Genomic DNA, 18,260 nt, shown 5'->3' with positions numbered 1-18,260 from the left:
ACCCGACCGCAGACTGCCCAAAACAAAGGCGTTTTCCAGGTTTAGGGCTGTTTCAACAGACAAGGGCGAGGGGTAATAAAATCTATGAATAACGGAAAGGGGTTTCGTATGCAAAGCGAAAAATTGACATTTCAAACCGAAAATCTGGACGGCTTGACCGTCGTGCGGATCGCAGGCGAGCTCGATCTCGAGGTCGCTTCGCAGATGCGCTCCGTGATGGAGCCCCTGATGGAATTGTCCGACCGCAAGCTCGTACTTAATCTTCGAGACCTCAAATACATCGACAGCACCGGCATCGGCATTCTGATCAGCATCGTGAAGGCCCGTCATGCTCGCAACGCCCCGTTCGGAGTAGAAGAAGTGCCTTCGACGATTCAAAAACTATTCGATATGACGGGGATCACCCCGTTCTTGGCCGCTTCTCCAAATGCTTAATGCGAGCGAGCACTTACATTCCGAAGGGAACGAGGACGAAACAACGATGAGAAACGATGGGACAGTGACGCTGACGGTACCCGCCAAAGCCGAGTTCGTTGACATTATCCGCTTGACCTTGTACGGCATAGCCGCCAAGATGAAATTTTCTTTCGAAGAGATCGAAGATATGAAGGTTGCCGTCTCGGAAGCATGTAACAACGCCGTTTTGCATGCCTATGATCATTCTCAACCGGGCCATATCGAGGTGTCCTTCACCATCATGAACGAAGACCGTCTCCAGATCGCGGTGAGCGATTCGGGCGTCAGCTTCGAACAGGTGACCGATCGGTCCACGTCCACCTTGCACGGTAAGTCCATCGATGAAATCCAGTCGGGCGGATTGGGACTTTACTTGATGCAAGCGTTGATGGACGAAGTGGAGATTCGAAGCAATCAAGGCACGAGCGTCATCCTCACTAAACGGCGGCTGGCGCAAGAAACGGTATGAGCCTTCAATCGAGCGCCCGTCTGCCCGACGACGCGATCTTGAAGCTTCTGGAATACCAGAAAACGCTGCGCAACGAGCTGGCCGAGGAGCTCATTCGGCACTACGAGCCGCTCGTTCGCATGGCCGCGCACAAAATGTCGCGCAGCCATCTGAGCCTGCAGGAAGATTTGTTCCAGGTCGGCCGCATGACGCTTTTCCGGCTGCTTAAGCAGTTCGATCCCGATCTGGGCATGCCGTTCGAGCCGTATGCGATGAAGAGCATCGTCGGCCAGATGAAAAATTACCTCCGCGACAAGTCGTGGTACATTCAAGTGCCGCGACGGATCAAAGAGAAGGGTCTCGTCGTGCAGCAGGCGATCGACGAGATGACCGTACGCCTCGAACGCTCCCCGAGCGTCGAGGAGATCGCCGAATTCCTGGAGATGAGCGTCGAGGATACGCTCGAGGTGCTGGCCGGACGCGAGCTGCATCACTACGTCTCGCTCGATACGCCGGTATCGCAGGAAGAAAACACCGCTACGCTCGGTGAACTGATCGGCTCGACCGCCGACGACTTTGCCGGCGTCGACCGCCGCATCGATCTGCAGGAAGCGATGATGAAGCTGAAGCCCGAAGAACGTCAGGTGCTCTTGCTCCTGTACGAAGAAGGGCTGTCCCAGCGCAGCGCCGCCGACCGCCTGCAGGTGTCACAGATGAGCATCTCCCGCATCCAACGGCGCGCCATCGAGAAGCTGAAGGGCTGGCTGACCGAACCCGACGACGACGAGGATTCCGATTAATTCCAATTCGATCAACTGTTTCTACCGTCCTGCCGCCGGGTAATAATCGGTAAGCTACACCATTCACTTCGCCGAAGGCGGTGGACATGATGACGGTTAAATATCGAATCGAATGCTTCGAGTGCGACATTGTAGTCAGGCAAAAAGACGAGGCCCATACCCTTAGCATCCAATCCCGCAAAACGCCACTTGGCAACGGCAACCGGTTAGCCGAATATGCATCCGAGCAAGAGGCTGTACACGCGGCGGATCAACTCTGCCAGTCGTATACCATTGCGAGGGAATTCGGCTACCATCTCTCCGGTGGGGAGTTCGTCAGAGACGGCGTACCTTCCATCGATGTCGTGTCGCTGCTCAGTCAGGAACTCGACGCCTCCGATCTGAAGTCGCTTCTCAATCGCGAAGCCATCAAGCACGGCATACAGCAAACAGGTTGAAACCGGTTGCAACATAAATGAGGGGCCTCTTCGGAGGCCCTTTTTTCAATGGATGGCAAGTTAGGCAGAGGACACCGGGCACCGGACTCAGGAGTCGCTATTTTCGTAAAAACCGGTCCCGAGACGATCGTAACGGACTGGGTGGACGTTATTCAACCGAATCCAGACTAAAAGAAGCCCACTATTGCGCAATAGCGGCGCCTGAGTCCGCAAGAGGCCCATGATGTCGGCTGGATCAAGAATAACGGCTCCTGAGTCCAGGAGCGGGCTCATAACGCCTCAGCCTCAGGCCTTCTCCTGGATCGGGTCGCTCACAAGTCCTTCCTCGCTCAGCTCGCTGCCTGTCTTGACGCGCTCCATATCGCGGCCAAGACGCTTCAGATCGTCGAAGTCCTGCACCATCGAGCCGTTCATCGCCTCGTCGACGGAGCGGGTCTCGATCGGGCCGGAGGGCCGGCTGTCTTCTTCTGAGCGATAATCGGCATTCGCGCGATCGATCGCCGCATCAGGCTGAGCGGCCACGCCTTCGGCGACGTCCTCCCGAACGTCGGGCTGTTTGGATTCAGTCATCTTAATCGCTCCTCTTCAGAAATTCGCACAGACAAAAGCCAATCCCGAGCAAGCTCAGGGTTGGCTTTTGGAGGTTATTCAGTTCGGCTTCGTCGATTCCTGAAGGGAGCCGGTGATCTCGTCCTTGGCGCCGTTCATGCCGTCCTTCGCGCTGGACAATGCCGATTTGGTCTGGCCGATCATATCCGAAGCTTGTTGGCCGACTTTGGAGGCCAACTCTTGCGTTTTGGTTCCCGCGGTGGAAACCCATTCCTTCGACTTATCCATCGATTTGCTGTAGGCGTTCATCAGATCCTGACGCGTCTCGCGTCCCGGTTTCGGAGCCAGCAGCAGCGCTGCTGCCGCGCCTACTACGCCGCCGATAACAACACCCTTTACCATTCCTGCCATGTGAATTCCTCCTTGTAATGGCTGTGCCATTTTGTTATAAGTGTTAACGTCCTGCTTGAGCTATTTTTACCCTAGGGGGTAGGTGCTGAATCAAAGCGGACTTTCCGCAGGGCGTGCTTTAGACTACAATAGGTAGCAGATGATCAAAGAGGGCGAGGACGTTCATGGAATCACAAGAATACGGCGGTAGCCTGTCTTCGTACGGCTGGAGCCGCAGCGAATCGGAGCGGAGCAGAAGACCTTGGAGCCGGATCGATTTTATTTTGATCGGGATTCTCATGCTCGTCTCGGCCTGGCTGTCGCTCCACGATCTGGGCAACCGGCATGCGCCGCAGACGTTCTGGCGGCCCGACGTATCTGGCGAAGGCTTCGTCGCCGACTTCGGCGAGCTGCGCCAGGTCGGCCGCATTAGCCTGTACGAGGGGCCTGGAGCCGCGGGCGAGACGCAGATCGAATCGTCGGCCGACGGCGTGAACTGGTCGCCGTATCTGACGGTCGAACACAAGACGGGGCGTGTATTCACCTGGATGGCAGAGGACAAGCCGGCCAGCGCGCGGTACATGAAGTTTACGGCCAAGCGCACCGGGTACAGCCTCTACGAGGCCGGCTTTTTCGAGGCGGGTACAAAAGCGCGGATCGCCATCGCCGGCATCGCGCCCGCCGGCGCCAAGGGAGAGACTTCCGCAGGCGGCGGCGAGCAGGTATTCGACGAGCAGGACGAAGCGCCGTATCGGCCGGGCTACCGCAACAGCATGCATTTCGACGAGATTTAACACGGGCGCACCGCCTACGAATTCATCCATGAGATCCAGCCTTACGAATGGACGCATCCGCCGCTCGGCAAGTGGCTGCTCACGTTCGGCATCCGTCTGTTCGATATGACGCCGTACGGCTGGAGATTCATGGCCGCGGTGTGCGGCACATTGATGGTGCCCGTGTTCTACGCGGCGGCCAGAGCGATGTTCCGCAGCACGCGCTACGCGTTCATCGCGGCTTTGCTGCTCGTGCTGGAGGGCTTCCATCTCGTCCATTCGCGCATGGCCAACGTCGACATTTTCGGCGTGACCTTCACGATTTTGATGTACACGTTTATGTACAAGTACGGAGAGAAAAAATGGGAGAGCGGGGGCTTCGGGCGAAGCTTCGGCTACCTGGCGCTGTCCGGGATTTTTTTCGGCTGCGCTTCCGCGGTCAAATGGAACTATATGTACGGCGGCGCAGGCCTGGCCGTCCTGCTGTTTCTGGCGCTCTACAGACGCTGGAGAGAGTCCCGGTGGGAATACGGCAGCGCCTACTTCAAGAAGCTGACGCTCACGCTGCTGTCTTGCTTGATCCTGTTCGTGGCGGTGCCTGCGGGAATTTATGCGGCTTCGTACATTCCTTACGAAAAGGCGACCAAAGCGGACGACGGCCTGAAGGATCTGCCTCGTTACCAGAAGGACATTTACAATTATCATAAAGGCGTCAAGGAGAAGCACCCGTACTCGTCCAAATGGTATACGTGGCCCGAAATGCTTCGACCGGTCTGGTACTACGGCGGCAAGGACCTGGCGAAGGGGGATGCGCAGAGCATCGCCGCCATCGGCAATCCGCTCGTCTGGTGGGGCGGCCTTGCGGCCATGCTGCTGTCCTGGTGGCTGGGCGCACGCAACAGGGACAAGATTGTGTTGACGATCGCGGTCATGTATTTGTCGTTTTACGTCCCGTGGATGGTGTCGCCGCGCAGCATAACGTTCCTGTACCATTACTTCCCGATGGTGCCGCTGCTGATTCTGTCCATTGTGTGGATGCTTCGCTGGCTGGAGCAGCGCTGGTACTACGGCAGGACGTTCACCGCGCTCGTCATTGCCGGCGCCGCCGTCCTGTTCGTTTGGTTCTATCCGGTGCTGACCGGCATGACCATCAGCCGGGAGTGGATGAACTTCGGCATCCGCTGGCTGCCGAGCTGGGGATTCTGATCGATATTCGTCCTGAAGTTCAGGCAAGTTGAGGAGGAAGCCGCATGGCTGCTGTGGTGACGCTGTCTGTCGTCGTCCCGATGTACAACGAGGAAGAGGTCATAGAGACTACGTATGCGAAATTGACGGAGGTGCTGGAAGCGACGGGCGAGAGCTACGAGCTCGTATTCGTCAACGACGGCAGCAGGGATCGGACGGCCGCCATCGTGCGGGGCATATGCGGGCGAGACGCCAGAGTGAAGCTGCTCGATTTCGCCCGCAACTTCGGCCACCAGATCGCCGTGACCGCCGGCATGGATCATGCTTCCGGCAGAGCGGTCGTCCTGATCGACGCGGACCTCCAAGATCCGCCGGCCCTCATTCCGCAGATGCTGGCGCTGTGGCGCGAGGGCTACGACGTCGTCTACGGCAAGCGCATCTCCCGGCAGGGCGAGACCTGGTTCAAAAAAACGACGGCCAAGTGGTTTTATCGCACGCTGGCGGCAATGACCTCGGTCAACATTCCGGTCGATACCGGCGACTTCCGGCTCATGGACCGCAAAGTGTGCGACGCGCTGAGCGGAATGCGCGAGCGGAGCCGCTTTATCCGCGGCATGGTCGCCTGGGCGGGCTATCGCCAGATCGGTCTCGAGTATGCGCGCGAGGAGCGCTTCGCCGGAGAGACCAAGTATCCGCTGCGCAAGATGGTGCGCCTGTCGCTGGACGCGATCACCTCCTTTTCCACCAAGCCGCTCAAGCTGGCCGGGATTCTCGGCTTTTTGCTGTCGGCCGCGGGCTTTATCTATCTGATCGTCGTCATCTGCCAGCGCATCTTCACCGACACAACGACCGCGGGTTGGACGTCGCTTATCGTGATCAGCCTGTTTTTCCACGGGATCACGCTGTCGCTGCTCGGCGTGCTGGGCGAGTATATCGGACGCATCTACGAGGAATCGAAGCGGCGACCGCTATATCTGGTGGCGGACAAGCTGAACTTCGAAGCTGCGCAGGATGATTCGCGCGAGCCGCGGGAGCAAGCGCCTTATGCGCTGCGGAGATGACCGCATCGCCGTACGTTAAAAAAACGGGACATTGCAAGAGCGTCAGCGCCCTGCCGTGTCCCGTTTTTTTCGTTTTTCTCATAGCGCTGCCGATATCTCGCCTTCGCCCTCGCCGTCACGCCCGGCCGCTTCGCGAAGCAGCTCCATCATATGGCGAATCGCGGGATCGCGCCACTTTTTGCGGTGGATGACGATCTGCGTATAGAAGGTGATGTCCGGATGGGAAAAGGGAAGCCGAATCAGTCTGCCCTCCGCCAGCTCGCGCACGACCGCGATCCGAGGCAGCAGTCCGATGCCAAGGCCGTAGGATACGCACTGTTTGATCGCCTCGAGGCTGCCGAATTCATGGTGGACGTCGTAGGCGACGCCGTGCTTGCCCAGCAGCTTCTCGAAGGCGTTGCGATACGTGCACGTATGCTCCGTCGCGATATAGGACTGGCCGTTCAAGTCGGCGGCGCAAACCTGTACGGCCTGCTGCAGCCGGTGTCCCGGGCTCGCCACGAGCACCAGCTCTTCCTCGCGCAGCTTGATCGCCTCGATGTCCTCATCGTGAATCGGCTGGTCGAGAACGATGCCGAGGTCGATCTCTCCGGCCTTGATCAACTGCAAGATCTGAGTCTCCGTGATCGGATGCACCTGGAGGTTGATCTCGGGATAGACGCGGCGGTACTGGTTGAAGACGGGAGGCAGGAAGTAGGAGAAGAGCGATTCGATCGTGCCGATGTCCAGATGTCCCTTGGCGGGCCTGGAGATCAGATGCTTGGAGCTCTCGTACAGCGTCAGAATCTGCTCGAACGTGTCGCGAAGCTGCTCGCCTGCGGAGGTCAGTCTCATCGATCTGCCGAACCGCTCGAACAGGACCACGCCGTATTCCTGCTCCAGCTTCTGAATGTGCGTCGTGACGCTGGACTGGACGTAGCCCAGATTCTCCGCCGCCTTGGTGAAGCTGTGACAGCGCGCTACCTCGATAAAAGAACGGATATAAATAAAGTCCACATTTGCCACCACCTGTCTAAAGGACGGATCAGTGACCGCGCAGCCAGCCGAGCAGCATCAGCGCCAGCCAGGAGGCCGGCAGCCCGGCATGCGGGCGCTTCGTCTCTCGAACGTGCCGTTCGACCGCCCAGCGCCGCTCGCTGACTTTGATCTCGTTCTCCCATATTTTATAGGCCGTCCGGTCTTGGATCAACAAATAAATCGCCCCCTCGGTCTTTGGTTGAGGAATATCTTAACACCCTCACCGGACCGGGGGTTATCGAGCGATTTGCATGCCGATTATCGATAATATCGATGGAAACGCCATCATCGGAACGTTCGGGGGCTGGGGGCAAGAGCGGTCAAGAGCTGTAAAGGGCGGTCAAGAGCGGTCAGGAGCGGTCAAGGGCGGTCAGGAGCGCAAGGCGTCCGTCCGGTAGCCCGTAGGCGTCGTGCCGAACGCGCGCCTGAATTGTTTGGAAAAATACAAGGCGTCCGGAAAGCCGACCGAAGAAGCGACCTGCTCGACCGTCAGCTCGGGCCGCTCACGCAGAAGACGCTTGCCGCGGTCGATCCGGATGCGGGTGAGAAAGGCGATCGGCGTCACGCCGGCGTGGCGCTTGAACAAGCGCGACAGATAGGCCCGGTTGTAGCCGAGCGTCTCCGCCATCGCTTCGATCGATACCGGCTCGGCGTACTGGGTTGATAGGTAGCCGATCACCTGGCGGACGAGCTCCTCGCCGTGCGTATCGCCGATCGGCGGCTGCTCCGCGCGCTCTGCGCCGGTCGACATGAGAGAGGCGAGCAAGAGATAAAGCAGGCCGGCGGCCTCGAGCGAGGCGGAGGGACGCCGCGCGCGGAACGCCTCGTAGATCTCGCGGCATCGCTCGTCCGGCGACGAGTCTTCGCCGGTGAAAACGATATGGCGGTCGGCGCCGAGACCGGCTTCGGCCAGCAGAGACGCCGCCCGGTCGCCCGCGAAGGCGACCCAGCGGTACCGCCACGGATCAATCGCGTCCGATTCGTAGCTGAACAGGCGCTTGGGGCGGATCAGAAACGTATGGCCGGGACCGAGCGCGTGAACGCGCCCTTCGGTCTCGAAGACGCCGTGGCCGGAAATCACATGATGCAGCAAATAGTAATCGACGACCTTCGGTCCGACGCGATGCGCCGGACGGGTCTGGCTCTCCCCCGCGAACAGCGCGGCGAGCCCTTGGGGGAGCGTGCGCGCGGGATTGGAGGCGACGCGGTAATCGGGGGCTCGGTTCACCTTGATCCGTCTCCTTATCGGGCTTCTTATCGCGATTGTACCGCACGAAGTCACATTTCTCCATAGAGACCGCATTTCAAGCCATTTCCCGTTCGCGCCTTCCGGCGTTATACTGGAATTAAATCGCAGCCCTAATCTCAGGAGGAATCCCATCATGCCTCATTATCCGACGCTTCGCGAGCAATTCATCACCCGCCTCGGCGAGGGCGAGTCCGACATCCGCATCTTCGCCGCGCCGGGTCGCGTGAACCTGATCGGCGTGCATACCGACTACAACGGCGGCGCCGTCTTCCCGGCCGCGCTGACGTTCGGCACGACGCTGCTCATCCGCCCGCGCGCCGATCGCCAGCTGCACCTGGCTTCGACGAACTTTCCGCAGTCGCGGCTCGTCCCGGCGGACGATCTCGCCTTCTCCGAGGAGGACGACTGGACCAACTATCCGAAGGGCGTCGTCTGGGAGCTGACGCAGCGGGGCATCACGCTGTCGCGGGGCTACGACATTTTGTATCACGGCGAGATTCCGAACGGCGCGGGGCTGTCCTCGTCCGCTTCGATCGAGGTCGTCACGGCGTTCGCGCTGCTGACGCTCGAAGGCCGCAAGACCGACACGGTCGAGATTGCGCTCTGGTCGCAGCATGCGGAGAACGAGTTCGTCGGCGTCAAATGCGGCATTATGGACCAGTTCGCGGTCGCCAACGGCCGCAAGGATCACGCCATCCTGCTCGACTGCGACACCTTGAAGTACGAGCTCGTCCCGTTCGAGTCGGGCGATTACAAGCTCGTCATCGGCAACACGAACAAGCGCCGCGGGTTGGTCGACTCCGCGTACAACGAGCGCCGGGCGCAATGCGAAGCCGCGGTCAGCGATTTGCGCGCTGCGTTCCCCGAGCTGACGCTGCTCGGCCAGCTGACGCTCGCCCAGTTCAACGACAACGCGCATCTGATTGCGGACGAGATCGTCCGCAAGCGCGCGCGCCACGTCGTCGAAGAGATCGACCGCGTCGGCCGCTCCGTAGAGGTGCTGCGCCAGGGAGATCTGGCCGCCTTCGGGCAGCTGATGAACGCGTCGCACGATTCGCTGCGCGACCTGTACGAGGTGACGGGCGCGGAGCTCGACGCGATGGTAGCCGCGGCGCGCGAGGTGCCGGGCGTGCTCGGCTCCCGCATGACGGGCGCGGGCTTCGGCGGATGCACGATCTCGCTCGTGCACAAGGATAGCACAGAGCGCTTTATCGCCGAGGTCGGCGACAAGTATAAGGCGGTGACGGGACTGACGGCGGATTTTTACGTATGCGACATCGGCGACGGCGTCCACGAGATCAAGGAGGCGAACTGATATGGCGGTATTGGTGACGGGCGGAGCGGGCTATATCGGCTCCCATACGGTAGCGGCATTGCTGGACAAAGGCGAAGAGGTCGTCGTGGTAGACAACCTGTACCAGGGTCATAAGGAGGCGCTGCTCGGCGGCAAGCTGTACGAGGGCGACCTGCGCGACGAAGCGCTGCTGGACCGGATTTTTTCCGAAAACGAGATCGACGGCGTCATCCACTTCGCGGCCAACTCGCTGGTCGGCGAGAGCATGACGAATCCGGGCAAATATTACCATAACAACGTGTACGGCACACTCGTGCTGCTGGAGGCGATGAAAAAGGCCGGCGTCTCCCGCATCGTATTTTCCTCTACCGCGGCGACGTACGGCGAGCCCGAGAAGGTGCCGATCGACGAGTACGACCGGACCAAGCCGACCAACGCCTACGGCGAGACGAAGCTGGCCATGGAGAAGATGATCTCCTGGTTCGACGTCGCGCACGGCATCAAAAACGTGTCGCTCCGCTACTTCAACGCCGCCGGCGCGCACGAGAGCGGCAAGATCGGCGAGGACCATACGCCCGAATCTCATCTGATCCCGCTCGTGCTGCAGGTGGCGCTCGGACAGCGCGAATTCATCTCGGTGTTCGGCGACGACTATCCGACCGAGGACGGAACTTGCATCCGTGACTACATTCACGTCAGCGATCTGGCGAACGCGCACATCCGCGCCCTGAACCGTCTGCGCGAAGGCGGCGAGAGCGCCGTCTACAATTTGGGCAACGGCACGGGCTTTTCCGTCAAGCAGGTGATCGACGTTTCCCGCGAGGTGACCGGCCATGAGATTCCCGCGAAAATCGTGCCGCGCCGCTCGGGAGATCCCGCGGTGCTGATCGCGTCGTCGGAGCGGGCGCGCACGGAGCTCGGCTGGACGCCGAAGTTCGCCGATCTGCGCCCGATCGTCGAGAGCGCCTGGGCTTGGCATTCGGCGCACCCGAACGGGTACGGAAAGTAAAGGCTGGCGGGGCGGCTGGGCAAGAGGAAATGCGCGAGGTGTGGGCAGGGGACGCTTAGAGCAGACGAAGGGATGACACGAGATGAGCAACAACGGCGAAGCCGCGGACACGAGCGGCATGACCGAGGCGCGCAGAGCCGAGATCGGATCGCTGATCCGGCGGCTGGTGCGATTCGCGCTGAAGCGCGGCATGATCGGCGAGCTGGACGAGGATTACGCGCACAACGCGCTGCTGGATTTGTTCGGACTGAAGGCGCCTGCGGGCGGCCCGCTGCCGGAGGAGACGCTTGACAGCCCGGTCGCCGTGCTGGAGCCGCTGCTGGATGCGGCCGCCGCGCTGGGGCTGATCCCGGACGACACGACGACGCAGCGCGATCTGTTCGACGCCCGGATCATGGGACTGCTGATGCCCCGTCCGTCGCAGACGTCGGCGGCGTTCGACCGGCTGTCGGCCGCGGAAGGCGTGCGTGCGGCGACGGATTGGTTTTACAGGCTCAATATCGACTCCAACTATATCCGGATGGACCGGATCTCGAAGAATGGCTATTGGCTGCATCCGACGGCCGACGGCGAGCTGGAGATCACGGTCAACCTGTCCAAGCCGGAAAAGGATCCGCGGGAGATCGCGCTGCTCCGCAGCCTGCCGCAGACGAAGACCGACTATCCGAAGTGCCTGCTGTGCCGCGAAAACGTCGGCTATGCCGGCAGGCCAGATCACCCGGCGCGCCAAAATTTGCGGATATTGCCGCTTACGCTGCGGGGCGAACGGTGGTTTTTCCAGTACTCGCCATATGTGTACTACAACGAGCACAGCATCATCCTGCGGGGCGAGCATGTGCCGATGCGCATCGTGCCCGAGACGTTCGAACGGCTGCTCGACTTCGTGGACGCTTATCCGCACTACTTCGTCGGTTCGAACGCGGACCTGCCGATCGTGGGCGGCTCCATCCTGAACCACGACCATTTCCAGGGGGGCAGGCATGTGTTTCCGATGGAAAAGGCGGGCGTGGCGGAATGGGCGACGCATGGCGGGGAGCGGGGGGTGCGCGGGGGCATCGTGCAGTGGCCGATGTCGGCGCTGCGCCTTCGCAGCCGCGACCGGGCGGCGCTGCTCCGCGTGGCCGATCGAGTGCTGGCGGATTGGCGGGCTTACAGCGACGCGTCCGCAGAGGTGTATGCGGCGAGCGGCGACGTGCCGCACAACACGATCACGCCGATCGCCAGACTCGCCGCGGACGGCGAATACGAGCTTGACCTCGTGCTGCGCAACAATCGTACGAGCGACGAGCACCCGGACGGCATTTTCCATCCGCACCGGGAGCTGCACCACATCAAGAAGGAAAACATCGGCTTGATCGAAGTGATGGGCCTCGCGGTGCTGCCGGGCCGGCTCGATGCGGAGCTCGCGCAGATCGCCCGGCTGCTGACGGGCGAGACGGCCTACGACCCGGCGGCCATCGGCGGCGGCCGGAGCGATGCGGCAGCGCATCCGCTGGCGAAGCACGCGGACTGGATCGCGGAGCTGGTCGCCGCGCACGGAACGGCGATGGCGCCGGAAGCAGCGAAGGCCGCGCTGCAGGCGGCCGTGGGCGACAAATTCCACGCCGTGCTGCGCGATGCCGGCGTGTTCAAGCAGGACGCCGCGGGTCGGGCGGCGTTCGGGCGGTTTCTGGCGGCGGCCGGCTTCCTGGAGCCGGGGGCCGAATAGGCGCGGCCCGGCGCCGCAAAACGTAAAACGCCTTCGTTGCCTGAAGCAGACAGGCGACGAAGGCGTTTTTTTGCTGTGGCGTTGGCGGGTTGTTCGGTTGGGTGCTGCCAAAATACGCTAGGGCGCAAGGTCGTTGGCCGCTTTGACGAAATCTGCGCCGAATAAGAATCCGGCACAGCGCAATTTTCCAAAAGACCCGGCGAACGGGCGAATAAGGGTCTGCGGCATTTCTATTGCGCTAACATCAATCGATTGTCGGCAAATAAGAGTCTGCGAGATCTCTATTTCGCCCGTATCATTCGTTTACCGGCGAATAAGGGTCTGCGGCATCGTTATTGCGCCTGCAACAAAACGTCTGTACTTATGGCATCCGGCTCCGTACCCATTTACCCCCGCAGCTTGCCCAGCTCCGATACGAGCGCTTCGACCTCGCTGATGCTGAAGCGGTCTTTGGAGGCGACCATATCGTATATGTCCTTGAGATCCTCGTAGCGTTCAGCATTAAAATGCGACGCCTGCATTGCGGCTCCCGAAGCCATCCGCAGCTTCGTCTTGATCGCTTCGATCATATATTCTACATTCTCTTGTGTCGGCTTGGTCAAATCCATTCGCGCAGCATCCTCTCTCGGTATAAACTCATCTCATTGTATCACAGCGGCGCCTTCTCCGCGCTGGCGTATCCGAACGTCGCGTGATACGCTGTAACGAGAACAAGCCATCTTCGAAAGGAGCAGGACGATGACCGCGAACCGCGCCCCCGGGCAGCCTCCTGTCTTTTATGCCGCTTCCGGCGAGCCCGAGCTCGAGCGTTTTTTTCGAAGCGCATTCGGTCGGCATCCCGGCAAGACGATCGTATTTCTCTGCATCGGAACGGACCGCTCGACCGGGGACTGTCTCGGTCCGCTGGTCGGCACGATGCTGGAGGCACGCGGAGTCGGCGGGGTGATCGGCACGCTGCGCGAGCCTTGCGACGCGGACAGGCTGGAGCGCGAAGCGTCGGCGCTGCCCGCGGACGCAGTCGTGATCGCGATCGACGCCTGTCTCGGCCGGCCGGAGAACGTCGGGAAGTTTCTGCTCGGCGAAGGACCGCTTCAGCCGGCAAGGTCGGTGGGCGGGGCGCTCCCGCCGGTCGGGGATTATAGTGTCGCGGCGGTCGTGGGCGAATTCGGTCCCAAGCCGTACATGACGCTCCAGACGACATCGCTGTATGCCGTGATGGAGATGGCGAAACGGATCGCCGCTGCGGCCGCCTCCGCGCTTGGCGGCGTTCGTCCTGAAGCGTCAGGCGCGCACGACCCCACTAGCGGCGGCTTTATTTGAGTTCGAGGACGACAATTCGTTAATATAATAAAAAACGGCGGAAGGATGTGCTGGCATGACTCGCAACCGGCTGACATTGAACAACGGGCTCGAAGTCTCGTATGTGGACGAGGGGCAAGGTGTACCCTTGCTGCTGCTCCACGGCTATTGCGGCAGCGCGGCGTATTGGAACGACGTGCTGCCCATGCTGTCGGCGCAAGCGCGGGTCGTAGCGCCCGATGCGCGAGGGCATGGAGAGACCGCGGCGACCGAAGGGACGTACGCGATGGAGCAGCTTGCGGAGGACGCCTTGCAGTTGATGGACGCCCTGCATATCGGACAGGCGTTCGTGCTCGGCCATTCAATGGGGGGCTACGCGGCGCTCGCGCTGGCGGAACGCGCCCCGGACCGGCTGCTGGGGCTTGGCTTGCTGCATTCAACGACGTTCCCGGACGATGAAAACGGCAAAGCGAATCGCGAAAAGGTGGCGGCTCGCATTTCCCGCGAAGGCATGGAGGGGCATATTCGCGACCTCGTGCCGAAGCTGTTTGCGTCCGACAATCTGGCGCAGCTGCAACCGCAGGTCGACCGCGCGCTCGCGATCGGCTTCGGGACGTCCGCCGAAGGCGGCATCGGAGCGGCGCTCGGGATGAAGGAGCGTCCCGACAGGCGCGCCGTGCTCGAGTCGCTAGAAGCGCCGATTGTGCTGCTCGCCGGCGAGTCCGACAACGTGATCGGTCCGGACAAGCGTTTCCCGGTCTCCGGCCCGAATGTGACGCACCGTCTGCTCGAAGGCTCAGGGCATATGGGCATGCTGGAGCAGCCGGCAGCGTTCGCCGAAGCGATCGTTTCCTTCGTTTCGGGAGCAGAACAGAAGCGGGGAGATGCCGATGTTTGAACGCGACTATTTTATGCGCCTGATCAATCAGATGTCGGTCGCCTTCGGCGCGCTGATGGGACTCAAGCAGCAGGGCAAGCACGAGGAAGCGCTGCTGCTGATCGACGAGTTCATGAGCAAAGAACTGCGTATGCGTGCCCGGCTGGCGCTGGGACTGTCTGACGCGGATTTGATAGCGATGTTTAGCGGAGACGGGCGCTCGGATGCCGAGGCGATCGGGGCGATCGGCGCCTTTTTGCAGGAAGAAGGCGATGTGCTGGCGGATATGGGCCGCGAAGCGGAGAGCCTGCAGCGCTTAGAAAAAGCGTTGCGCCTGATCGGCTATGTGCTCCGCACGCACGGACCGGTGGAAGGCCTCGAGCTCGAGCGCAGGATGGAGCGCCTTGTAGAAGGACCGGCTCGCGTTGACGGCTCCGCGCAGACGCTCCGCGCCATCATGGAGTGGCAGGAGCACGCCGGGCGCTATGCGGACGCCGAGAACAGCCTATACGAGCTGTTTGATGCCGGGGAGGCCGGAACCGAAGAAGGCTTGTCCTTCTACGAACGGCTGAAGGCGTTGGACGACGAGGCGCTGGGACGCGGCGGGCTCTTGCGCGAAGAGCTGCGCGAGGGCGTTCGCCAGTGGAACAATCTGACGAAGGAGACGGCATCATGAGCGCGGAGACGACAACAGAGGAATTGAACGCTCTCGTCAGAGGCGCGATCGAAGCGGGCAAGCTGATCCAGGCGACCGTCAGCCAGCCGCGCAGCAAGTCGGAGGAGACGCGCAAGATCGCGGTCCGTCCCGTCCTGCTGAAGGGCGAGCTGCGCTATCAATTCGAACGGTTCGCCGGAGCGAAGGCGCTTCATCACAATATGGCGCCCGCGGATGCTGCAGACGAGCTGCTGCGCCTCGTCGAACGTGACTATCGTCAGGCGCTGCTCAAGACGCCGGAGAACGATATCCAGATTCTCGTCAGCAAAAAGGGCAAAGCGGCCGTTCTGCGCGGCGCGCCGACAGCGAAGGCCGCGACAGCCGGAGGCTCCTCCGCGCCGGCGCCTTCGCACAACCGGACCAAAACGTACGTGCTACCCGAAGGGGAACCGGTGCCTTTCCTGGAAGCGCTCGGCGTCATGACGCCCGAAGGACGGGTGGTCAAGGCGAAGTACGACAAGTACAGGCAAATCAACCGGTTTCTCGAAATGGTATCCGACGTCATCTCCGATTTGCCGGCCGACAGAGAGCTGACGATCGTCGACTTCGGCTGCGGCAAGTCTTATTTGACGTTCGCGCTGTATCATCTGCTCGCGATCAAAGAGCGCCTGTCCGTCCGAATCATCGGGCTAGACCTGAAGGCTGACATCATCGCGGACTGCGCGAAGCTGGCCGAACGGCTGGGCTGGGATCGCCTACGCTTTGCGGTTGGCGACATCGCGGATTATGCGGACGCCGACAGGGTTGACATGGTCGTCACGCTCCATGCCTGCGATACGGCGACGGACGCCGCGCTGCTGAAGGCCGTAGGCTGGCATGCTTCGGTCATCCTGTCGGTGCCGTGCTGCCAGCACGAGCTGATGCGCCAGATCGAGCAGCCGTTGCTGAAGCCGCTGCTGCGGCACGGCATTTTAAAAGAACGGTTTTCTGCGCTCGTCACCGACGCGGTGCGTGCCCAGCTGCTGGAGGCATCGGGCTATAAGGTGCAAATGCTGGAGTTCATCGATCTGGAGCATACACCCAAAAACCTGCTGATCCGGGCCGTCCGCAGCGGTTCGCCCGCCTCTGCGCAAACGTGGAAGGATTATGAGCAGTTCAGGGATTTCTTGGCGATTTCGCCTTATATGGAAAGAAATATGGAACATAAAGTAAATAATTAGGAGAAATTTAACCTTAATTTTTACAATGTTTGCCAAACTTCTTGTCGGCAAAATCCTGCCTATGTTAGAATAAATCAATTGCCCCGGGTTATTGGGTTAGTCTTTCCATGAAAAGGTGAGCCGCTTGGAATTTATACGGCCAGACTTTCTGCTGTTCGTTTGTCTGTTTGTGCTGCTCGGCCTTTTCATTGCCCTTAATCCGATTTCCAGAACGCACAAGGCTTATCTGGTTTTCCATTTTATTATGATGCTGTGGCCGTTAGGTCAGGTCGGCGTGCGTTCCACGGACATTCCTGCCTATCAGCATTTATACTTAACCGTGTCCTTCGTCGCGCTTAGCCTGCTTGGACCCGGCTGGCTCGCTTTTGTGCTGTTCCTCACCAAGCGAACGCACTATTTGCGAAGACCCCCTCGCCTGCTGGCGTTTTTCATGCCTGCGCTCTTCTGCGCGGTCTCGGCGATCGCCAATCCGTTCGGCCAATTCCTGAAGCCCGAAGACGGGCAGTATGGGGATCGGCATTACGGCCCGCTGTTTTGGATCATGACTTTTGTGCAATTCGCGTACTTTTTTATCGCGCTTCTCCATATGTTCAACGCTCACCGGACGGTACGTTCGATCAACGAACGCAAGCAGCTCGCCACCACCCTGCTCGGCATGTTCGTACTCACGCTGTTCGCGGTGCTCGATCTGCTGTTCAACGTCGTGCTGTCGCCTTGGCTCGGCGTCGTTCAAGGGCTAACCTCGACAGGCATCGTCCTGTCGGATATTTGCTTCGTCGTCGCGATTTACCGGTACGGCGTATTCGATCTGGTCGATACCGCCAAGCACAAGATTTTCGAGCAGGTGGAGACGGGAATCGTCGTGATCGACGAGTCGTGCAAAATATTGGACTATAATCGCAGCGCCGTCCGCTTCGCGCACCTCGTCAAGGGGGAGGCCTTCGATCTCGAACGGATCCTGCTCTCCGGTCAGCCGGCGAACGACGTGAGCGAGTTTTTGTTCCGGTACCGGCATCATCCCGCGGATCGGATCCGTACGGAGATTTTGCTGACGGACGGGCCTTACCGATCGGTCTCGCTGCAGATCTCGCCGCTGATGGATCAGTTCAAGACCTTGCAGGGGCGGATCGTCGCCTTCTACGACGTCACCGAGCAGCGCAAGCTGATCGACGAGATGAACGAGAAGAACGAAGCGCTTCACGAGCGTAATCTGGAGCTGATCGCGATTCAGGACGAGCTCTACCGCGCGAACAAGAAGCTGGAGAAGGCCGCGATTACGGATGGTCTTACCGGCTGCTACAATCGTATCTTTTTCCAGCATTACGTCGAGCACGAAGCCTTTCTTTGCAAGCAGCGCGGGGTTCCGTTCTCCATCCTGCTGTTCGATATCGACCATTTCAAGCGGACCAACGACCGATACGGCCACCTCGCAGGCGACGAAGTGCTCCGTTCGGCGGCCGTAGCCGCGCGTTCGGCGCTTAGAGGCTCCGATCTGCTGGCGCGCTACGGCGGAGAGGAATTTACGGTCTTCCTGCCGCAAACGAATCGGGACGAAGCGCAGGCGGTGGCGGACCGCATTATGGCTTCCGTGCTGGGCAACGAAGCATGGATCGCCGGCGAGAAAATAAGCGTCACGATCAGCATGGGCATCGTCACCGACGGGCTCGGCGAAGCGGCCGCCGCTTCGGACGACGGCGACGGAAGGACGGACATCGCCGCAGATTTGCGAACGTTGTTCGCGAAGGCGGACGTGGCGCTCTATAAAGCGAAAAACGAAGGACGCAATCGGGTCGTCATCTCGTAAAACACGAGGCGAAGGAGAAGGAGCGGTCG

At 60.6% G+C, this 18,260-nt stretch carries 21 protein-coding genes; 15 read left to right on the top strand and 6 right to left on the bottom strand.

Annotated features, from left to right (window positions below; genetic code table 11):
• Positions 1-108 precede the first annotated feature (108 nt).
• The 4 genes from KVT38_RS19475 to KVT38_RS19460 all read left to right on the top strand — a co-directional run bounded on the left by KVT38_RS19475 (position 109) and on the right by KVT38_RS19460 (position 2,141).
• The gene (locus KVT38_RS19475; protein ID WP_217595409.1) at positions 109-435 is read left to right on the top strand and encodes an STAS domain-containing protein; all 327 of its coding nucleotides are present in this window, start codon (positions 109-111) and stop codon (positions 433-435) included.
• 46 nt (positions 436-481) lie between these two features.
• Complete coding sequence (gene rsbW, locus KVT38_RS19470) at positions 482-925, top strand: anti-sigma B factor RsbW (protein WP_217595408.1); 444 nt, start codon at positions 482-484, stop codon at positions 923-925.
• Entirely contained in the window at positions 922-1,704 is a 783-nt protein-coding gene (locus KVT38_RS19465) for a sigma-70 family RNA polymerase sigma factor (protein WP_217595407.1), read from the top strand. The genes rsbW and KVT38_RS19465 overlap by 4 nt, the downstream gene beginning before the upstream one ends.
• Before the next feature lie 86 nt (positions 1,705-1,790).
• The gene (locus KVT38_RS19460) at positions 1,791-2,141 is read left to right on the top strand and encodes a hypothetical protein (protein ID WP_217595406.1); all 351 of its coding nucleotides are present in this window, start codon (positions 1,791-1,793) and stop codon (positions 2,139-2,141) included.
• A 285-nt stretch (positions 2,142-2,426) separates the two neighbouring features.
• On the opposite strand, the gene KVT38_RS19455 is transcribed toward KVT38_RS19460, so the two are convergent.
• Both KVT38_RS19455 and KVT38_RS19450 read right to left on the bottom strand, forming a co-directional pair.
• Positions 2,427-2,711: a hypothetical protein gene (locus tag KVT38_RS19455; RefSeq protein WP_217595405.1), complete on the bottom strand. Its 285-nt coding sequence runs from the start codon at positions 2,709-2,711 to the stop codon at positions 2,427-2,429.
• A 78-nt stretch (positions 2,712-2,789) separates the two neighbouring features.
• Positions 2,790-3,101, bottom strand: a complete 312-nt coding sequence (locus tag KVT38_RS19450) for a YtxH domain-containing protein (protein WP_254639353.1) — start codon at positions 3,099-3,101, stop codon at positions 2,790-2,792.
• Positions 3,102-3,265: 164 nt separating this feature from the next.
• On the opposite strand from KVT38_RS19450, the gene KVT38_RS19445 reads away from it, so the two are divergent.
• Genes KVT38_RS19445 through KVT38_RS19435 form a run of 3 tightly spaced genes read left to right on the top strand, consistent with a single transcriptional unit; the run spans position 3,266 to position 6,099 of the window.
• Positions 3,266-3,874 carry a discoidin domain-containing protein gene (locus tag KVT38_RS19445; RefSeq protein WP_217595403.1) on the top strand — a complete coding sequence of 203 codons (609 nt, stop codon included), beginning with the start codon at positions 3,266-3,268 and terminating at the stop codon, positions 3,872-3,874.
• A 24-nt stretch (positions 3,875-3,898) separates the two neighbouring features.
• Positions 3,899-5,059, top strand: a complete 1,161-nt coding sequence (locus tag KVT38_RS35570; RefSeq protein WP_368859129.1) for a glycosyltransferase family 39 protein — start codon at positions 3,899-3,901, stop codon at positions 5,057-5,059.
• 44 nt (positions 5,060-5,103) lie between these two features.
• Positions 5,104-6,099 carry a glycosyltransferase family 2 protein gene (locus KVT38_RS19435; RefSeq protein WP_217595401.1) on the top strand — a complete coding sequence of 332 codons (996 nt, stop codon included), beginning with the start codon at positions 5,104-5,106 and terminating at the stop codon, positions 6,097-6,099.
• Between the two features lie 78 nt (positions 6,100-6,177).
• Here KVT38_RS19435 and KVT38_RS19430 read toward each other — a convergent pair whose 3' ends face one another.
• The 3 genes from KVT38_RS19430 to KVT38_RS19420 all read right to left on the bottom strand — a co-directional run bounded on the left by KVT38_RS19430 (position 6,178) and on the right by KVT38_RS19420 (position 8,344).
• Positions 6,178-7,095 carry a LysR family transcriptional regulator gene (locus tag KVT38_RS19430; protein WP_217595400.1) on the bottom strand — a complete coding sequence of 306 codons (918 nt, stop codon included), beginning with the start codon at positions 7,093-7,095 and terminating at the stop codon, positions 6,178-6,180.
• A 28-nt stretch (positions 7,096-7,123) separates the two neighbouring features.
• A complete protein-coding gene (locus KVT38_RS19425) occupies positions 7,124-7,291 on the bottom strand; it encodes a hypothetical protein (RefSeq protein WP_217595399.1) in 168 nt (55 codons plus the stop codon).
• Positions 7,292-7,486: 195 nt separating this feature from the next.
• Entirely contained in the window at positions 7,487-8,344 is an 858-nt protein-coding gene (locus KVT38_RS19420; protein ID WP_217595398.1) for an AraC family transcriptional regulator, read from the bottom strand.
• 154 nt (positions 8,345-8,498) lie between these two features.
• Between KVT38_RS19420 and KVT38_RS19415 the strand changes: the two genes are divergently transcribed.
• The 3 genes from KVT38_RS19415 (at position 8,499) to KVT38_RS19405 (ending at position 12,376) form a co-directional block, all read left to right on the top strand.
• Positions 8,499-9,680, top strand: coding sequence for a galactokinase (locus tag KVT38_RS19415; RefSeq protein ID WP_217595397.1), 1,182 nt, complete (start codon positions 8,499-8,501; stop codon positions 9,678-9,680).
• 1 nt (position 9,681) lies between these two features.
• The gene (galE, locus tag KVT38_RS19410; RefSeq protein WP_217595396.1) at positions 9,682-10,668 is read left to right on the top strand and encodes a UDP-glucose 4-epimerase GalE; all 987 of its coding nucleotides are present in this window, start codon (positions 9,682-9,684) and stop codon (positions 10,666-10,668) included.
• Between the two features lie 82 nt (positions 10,669-10,750).
• On the top strand, positions 10,751-12,376 hold the full coding sequence (locus KVT38_RS19405) for a UDP-glucose--hexose-1-phosphate uridylyltransferase (protein WP_483298182.1): 1,626 nt from the start codon (positions 10,751-10,753) through the stop codon (positions 12,374-12,376).
• 386 nt (positions 12,377-12,762) lie between these two features.
• Here KVT38_RS19405 and KVT38_RS19400 read toward each other — a convergent pair whose 3' ends face one another.
• A complete protein-coding gene (locus KVT38_RS19400; RefSeq protein WP_090108524.1) occupies positions 12,763-12,984 on the bottom strand; it encodes a DUF1128 domain-containing protein in 222 nt (73 codons plus the stop codon).
• Between the two features lie 130 nt (positions 12,985-13,114).
• Between KVT38_RS19400 and yyaC the strand changes: the two genes are divergently transcribed.
• The 5 genes from yyaC to KVT38_RS19375 all read left to right on the top strand — a co-directional run bounded on the left by yyaC (position 13,115) and on the right by KVT38_RS19375 (position 18,231).
• Positions 13,115-13,696, top strand: a complete 582-nt coding sequence (gene yyaC / locus KVT38_RS19395; protein WP_217595395.1) for a spore protease YyaC — start codon at positions 13,115-13,117, stop codon at positions 13,694-13,696.
• Positions 13,697-13,751: 55 nt separating this feature from the next.
• Positions 13,752-14,573, top strand: coding sequence for an alpha/beta fold hydrolase (locus KVT38_RS19390; protein ID WP_217595394.1), 822 nt, complete (start codon positions 13,752-13,754; stop codon positions 14,571-14,573).
• A complete protein-coding gene (locus KVT38_RS19385) occupies positions 14,566-15,228 on the top strand; it encodes a DUF6483 family protein (RefSeq protein WP_217595393.1) in 663 nt (220 codons plus the stop codon). The genes KVT38_RS19390 and KVT38_RS19385 overlap by 8 nt, the downstream gene beginning before the upstream one ends.
• Positions 15,225-16,427, top strand: a complete 1,203-nt coding sequence (locus KVT38_RS19380; protein ID WP_217595449.1) for a class I SAM-dependent methyltransferase — start codon at positions 15,225-15,227, stop codon at positions 16,425-16,427. The genes KVT38_RS19385 and KVT38_RS19380 overlap by 4 nt, the downstream gene beginning before the upstream one ends.
• A 124-nt stretch (positions 16,428-16,551) precedes the next feature.
• Positions 16,552-18,231, top strand: a complete 1,680-nt coding sequence (locus KVT38_RS19375) for a histidine kinase N-terminal 7TM domain-containing diguanylate cyclase (RefSeq protein ID WP_217595392.1) — start codon at positions 16,552-16,554, stop codon at positions 18,229-18,231.
• The last annotated feature ends 29 nt before the right edge of the window (positions 18,232-18,260 follow it).

The organism is Cohnella sp. GbtcB17, assembly GCF_019091135.1.
In the GTDB taxonomy this organism is placed as follows: Bacteria; Bacillota; Bacilli; order Paenibacillales; family Paenibacillaceae; genus Cohnella.
This window is presented reverse-complemented; position numbering and strand designations above follow the sequence as displayed.

What these genes read in the sequence shown, in the direction of transcription:
- KVT38_RS19380 (WP_217595449.1), top strand. Translation starts at nt 15,225, where the DNA reads ATGAGCGCGGAGACGACAACAGAGGAATTGAACGCTCTCGTCAGAGGC.
- KVT38_RS19390 (WP_217595394.1), top strand. Translation starts at nt 13,752, where the DNA reads ATGACTCGCAACCGGCTGACATTGAACAACGGGCTCGAAGTCTCGTAT.
- KVT38_RS19385 (WP_217595393.1), top strand. Translation starts at nt 14,566, where the DNA reads ATGTTTGAACGCGACTATTTTATGCGCCTGATCAATCAGATGTCGGTC.
- rsbW (WP_217595408.1), top strand. Translation starts at nt 482, where the DNA reads ATGAGAAACGATGGGACAGTGACGCTGACGGTACCCGCCAAAGCCGAG.
- KVT38_RS19405 (WP_483298182.1), top strand. Translation starts at nt 10,751, where the DNA reads ATGAGCAACAACGGCGAAGCCGCGGACACGAGCGGCATGACCGAGGCG.
- KVT38_RS19465 (WP_217595407.1), top strand. Translation starts at nt 922, where the DNA reads ATGAGCCTTCAATCGAGCGCCCGTCTGCCCGACGACGCGATCTTGAAG.
- KVT38_RS19400 (WP_090108524.1), bottom strand. Translation starts at nt 12,984, where the DNA reads ATGGATTTGACCAAGCCGACACAAGAGAATGTAGAATATATGATCGAA.
- yyaC (WP_217595395.1), top strand. Translation starts at nt 13,115, where the DNA reads ATGACCGCGAACCGCGCCCCCGGGCAGCCTCCTGTCTTTTATGCCGCT.
- galE (WP_217595396.1), top strand. Translation starts at nt 9,682, where the DNA reads ATGGCGGTATTGGTGACGGGCGGAGCGGGCTATATCGGCTCCCATACG.
- KVT38_RS19435 (WP_217595401.1), top strand. Translation starts at nt 5,104, where the DNA reads ATGGCTGCTGTGGTGACGCTGTCTGTCGTCGTCCCGATGTACAACGAG.
- KVT38_RS19450 (WP_254639353.1), bottom strand. Translation starts at nt 3,101, where the DNA reads ATGGCAGGAATGGTAAAGGGTGTTGTTATCGGCGGCGTAGTAGGCGCG.
- KVT38_RS19445 (WP_217595403.1), top strand. Translation starts at nt 3,266, where the DNA reads ATGGAATCACAAGAATACGGCGGTAGCCTGTCTTCGTACGGCTGGAGC.
- KVT38_RS19460 (WP_217595406.1), top strand. Translation starts at nt 1,791, where the DNA reads ATGATGACGGTTAAATATCGAATCGAATGCTTCGAGTGCGACATTGTA.
- KVT38_RS19475 (WP_217595409.1), top strand. Translation starts at nt 109, where the DNA reads ATGCAAAGCGAAAAATTGACATTTCAAACCGAAAATCTGGACGGCTTG.
- KVT38_RS19455 (WP_217595405.1), bottom strand. Translation starts at nt 2,711, where the DNA reads ATGACTGAATCCAAACAGCCCGACGTTCGGGAGGACGTCGCCGAAGGC.
- KVT38_RS19415 (WP_217595397.1), top strand. Translation starts at nt 8,499, where the DNA reads ATGCCTCATTATCCGACGCTTCGCGAGCAATTCATCACCCGCCTCGGC.